The sequence below is a fragment of the Bacillus sp. Medicinal_06 genome (genome assembly GCF_056711665.1).
In genome coordinates this window covers 1-214 of sequence record NZ_JBWYHD010000105.1, presented here as the reverse complement: position 1 = coordinate 214, position 214 = coordinate 1, and the positions used below count along the sequence as shown (strand labels likewise).

The following is a 214-nucleotide window of genomic DNA, read 5'->3' as shown; positions in this document are numbered from 1 at the left end:
GCGAAATTGAAAGGCGGCTTCGGCTGTCACTTATGGATGGACCCGCGTCGCATTAGCTAGTTGGTGAGGTAACGGCTCACCAAGGCAACGATGCGTAGCCGACCTGAGAGGGTGATCGGCCACACTGGGACTGAGACACGGCCCAGACTCCTACGGGAGGCAGCAGTAGGGAATCTTCCGCAATGGACGAAAGTCTGACGGAGCAACGCCGCGT

At 58.9% G+C, this 214-nt stretch carries 1 rRNA gene; it reads left to right on the top strand.

Going from position 1 to position 214, the window contains the following annotated elements:
- Nucleotides 1–214: ribosomal RNA gene (locus tag AC1M36_RS28695) — 16S ribosomal RNA — on the top strand; the annotation flags it as partial.